Here is a 3060-nt window from a genome sequence, read left to right as displayed (position 1 = left end):
CCTGCCCGCGTCCGCCACCGGCCCCGGGGCCGGTGGCGGACGCGGGCAGGAGCCGGAAACGGCCGATGCGACCGCCGCCGCAGTGGACGCGACCGCGGCGACCGCCGCCGAACTGCTGGCCGAAGTCCGCGCCTGCGCCCGGATCTCGAAGGGCACGTACCGCACCGACAGCGGCAGCGCCAAGGCCACGGTCCCCGTCTGCGGCACCACGGACGCCGTCTTCTGGAAGGCGGACATGGACATCGACTGCGACGGTCGGAAGACGAAGGCCTGCAACCGGAAGACCGATCCGTACTTCCTGCCGGAGACCGCGTTCCAGAGCTCCCGAGGCGAACCCCTGGACTCGGCCGCGCTCCCCCATGTGGTCGTACCCGGACCGAGCAAGCTGTGGGACTACCGGAAGTCGGGGCTCACCGGCGGCAGCGTCGTGGCGGTCGTGTACCGGGACCGGGTGCGGTTCGGTGTGATCGGCGACACCGGCCCCACGGGCATCATCGGGGAGGCGTCGTACGCCATGGCGAAGGCCCTGGGCATCGATCCGGACCCGTCGACCGGAGGCGTCGGGTCCGGCGTCACGTACATCGCGTTCAAGAACTCCCACATCTCCCCGATCGAGAGCCGCGCGCGGGCGCAGAGCGAGGGAGCGGCACTGGCCAGGGAGTTCGTCGGGCGCTCATAGCAGGGCCGCCCAGGTCACAGCGCGGTCAGGATGCGCGGACCGTCGTTCGTGATCGCCACGGTGTGCTCGGCGTGCGAGGCCCGGCTGCCGTCGGTCGTCCGCAGTGTCCAGCCGTCCTCGTCGTGGCGGAACTCGTCGCCGCCACCGCCGATCAGCATGGGCTCGATCGCCAGGACCATTCCGTGCCGCAGCGGCATGCCGCGGCCGGGCTGTCCCTCGTTCGGAACGGACGGGTCCTCGTGCATGGACCGGCCGATGCCGTGGCCACCGTAGCCCTCCAGGATGCCGTAGCCCGCCGTGCGGCAGACCGTACCGATCGCGTGGGCGATGTCGCCGATCCGGTTGCCCACGACGGCCGCGCCGATCCCGGCCTCCAGGGCCCGGTTCGCGGTGGTGATGAGCCGGGTGTCGGCGGGGCGGGCCTCGCCCACGGTGAAGCTGACCGCCGAGTCGCCGGCCCAGCCGTCGAGGATGGCACCCGTGTCCACACTGACCAGGTCCCCGTCCCGCAACGGCTCGGCCGAGGGGATTCCGTGCACGACCGCGTCGTTGACCGAGACACAGACCGTGGCCGGGAAGGGGGTGGGCGCGAAGTGTGGCTTGTAGTTCAGGAACGGTGAGGAGGCCCCGGCCGCCCGCAGCACCTCGCGGGCCGCCTCGTCCAGTTGGCGGGGGGTCACGCCGACCGCCGCGACCTCCCGGGCGCGGGTCAGGATCTGCGCGACGACCCGGCCGGCCTCGCGCATCGCTTCGATGGATGTGTCCGTCTTGATGTGCACCATGCCCATTACTATACCGGTCGGAGCGGTATAGTAATAACGGTATAGAAATGGCATTCCGTAGTAGGATGGCCTCATGGTCCGCACCCCCCTGACACCCGAAGAGCGCCTGCGCGGCGAACGGCTCGGTGTGCTGCTCCGCCAGGCGCGCGGGGAGCGCAGTATGGCCGCCGTCGCCGCGAGCGCCGGAATCTCCGCGGAGACCCTCCGGAAGATCGAGACCGGCCGCGCCCCCACCCCCGCCTTCTTCACCGTGGCCGCCCTCGCCGGTGCGCTGGGCCTCTCCATGGACGAGATCCTCGGCCGCTGCGCACCGGAACCGGCCGCTGCGCCGCTGATCGCGTAGCCGGGCGCGCCCGCGCTCGGCGGTCGGCGCTGAACCGGCCGGACGCCCTCCGGGGCGGGTAGGGTCGCGCCGTGACACTCCAGGACTTCGCACGCAGTGAATACGTCAGCCTGACCACGTACCGGAAGAACGGCGCACCCGTCGCCACGCCCGTATGGGCTGCCGCCGAGGGCGATGTGCTGTACATCTGGACCCGCTCCGACTCGTGGAAGGTCAAGCGGCTCCGCAACAACGGCAAGGTCGTCGTCACCGTCTGCGACGTACGCGGCAGGATCGCCGACGGTGCTCCCAGTGCGGAGGGCACGGCGACCCTCCTCGACGAGGACGGCACCCGCGCGGCGCGCAAACGGCTGGCCCGCAAGTACACCTGGAAGTTCTGGATCGTCGACTGGCCGGCGACGGTCGCCCGGCTCGGCAAGCGCCCGCACACCGGGATCGCCGTCACCTTCTGAGCCCGGTCGCCGCCGGAGCGCGCAGGGGCGCACGGCCGGGCGTCGCGCTCCCGCCGCAGTGCGCCCGAAAGCTGCGCGTAGCCGTCCCGTAACACGCCTGCGGTCGAATGCCTCCGGACTGGAAGGCTCCAGTCTGCGGTCGACGGTCGGCGAGGGCGACGATGACGGTGCATCAGCAGGCATACGAAGTAGGGGCGTTCGCGCAGTACCTGAGAGATCTGGTGGCCCGGCTGGACCCCGGACGCGGATGGTACGGGGTCTTCGCCCGGCGCGACCCGGCAGGTATGCGCTCCTGCCTCGACGGGGTGGAGATCCCGCCCTGGGACGTGGTGGAGTCGCTGCTCGCGGACCTCGCCGCGCTGCACGGCGCCCGGTTCGCCGAGCAGGTCTCGGTCCGGGCCGCCGCGCTCTACTCCGCGTCGGCCGCCACCCATGACCGGCGGCCCGGCGGACGCCAGGAGCTCGTCCACCGGCTGGAGTTGATGGTCGGCGAGCAGCACCGGGCGGCGGAACGCCTGCGCGGTGCCGGGCCCGGCGGCCCGGAACCGGCCGAACCGGAGGCACAGGCCTGGGCCCGCGACGACCATGAACGGGCCACCGCCCGGTGTGCGGAGCTGCGCAAGCGGCTGGCGGCTGTGACGGTGTCCGAGGGGTGGTTCGGGGAGGAGGGGGCCGATGGAGTACCCGCCGGTGCTGCCGGGTCTGCGGTGTCCGGTACGTCCGCCGGGGCTGCCGGGGCCACTGGGATCGCCGGAACGGAAGCGGGAGGCGGACCCCTCGGCCTCGAACATGTCGCGCATGACT

At 72.3% G+C, this 3060-nt stretch carries 4 protein-coding genes and 1 pseudogene; 4 read left to right on the top strand and 1 reads right to left on the bottom strand.

Going from position 1 to position 3060, the window contains the following annotated elements:
• Position 1 precedes the first annotated feature (1 nt).
• Positions 2 to 679: a glycoside hydrolase family 75 protein gene (locus tag B9S58_RS02925; RefSeq protein WP_258044165.1), complete on the top strand. Its 678-nt coding sequence runs from the start codon at positions 2 to 4 to the stop codon at positions 677 to 679.
• Between the two features lie 14 nt (positions 680 to 693).
• On the opposite strand, the gene map is transcribed toward B9S58_RS02925, so the two are convergent.
• Entirely contained in the window at positions 694 to 1461 is a 768-nt protein-coding gene (map, locus tag B9S58_RS02920; RefSeq protein WP_103530580.1) for a type I methionyl aminopeptidase, read from the bottom strand.
• A 73-nt stretch (positions 1462 to 1534) separates the two neighbouring features.
• Between map and B9S58_RS02915 the strand changes: the two genes are divergently transcribed.
• The 3 genes and pseudogenes from B9S58_RS02915 to B9S58_RS02905 form a co-directional block, all read left to right on the top strand.
• Entirely contained in the window at positions 1535 to 1804 is a 270-nt protein-coding gene (locus B9S58_RS02915; RefSeq protein WP_103530578.1) for a helix-turn-helix domain-containing protein, read from the top strand.
• A gap of 71 nt (positions 1805 to 1875) precedes the next feature.
• The gene (locus B9S58_RS02910) at positions 1876 to 2256 is read left to right on the top strand and encodes a PPOX class F420-dependent oxidoreductase (RefSeq protein ID WP_103530577.1); all 381 of its coding nucleotides are present in this window, start codon (positions 1876 to 1878) and stop codon (positions 2254 to 2256) included.
• Between the two features lie 161 nt (positions 2257 to 2417).
• Positions 2418 to 3060: pseudogene (locus B9S58_RS02905) on the top strand (hypothetical protein); the annotation flags it as partial.

This window comes from Streptomyces sp. SM11 (assembly GCF_002910905.1).
Lineage (GTDB): Bacteria > Actinomycetota > Actinomycetes > Streptomycetales > Streptomycetaceae > Streptomyces.
The sequence above is the reverse complement of the archived record's forward strand: the minus strand, read 5'-3'. Positions and strand labels throughout refer to the sequence as shown.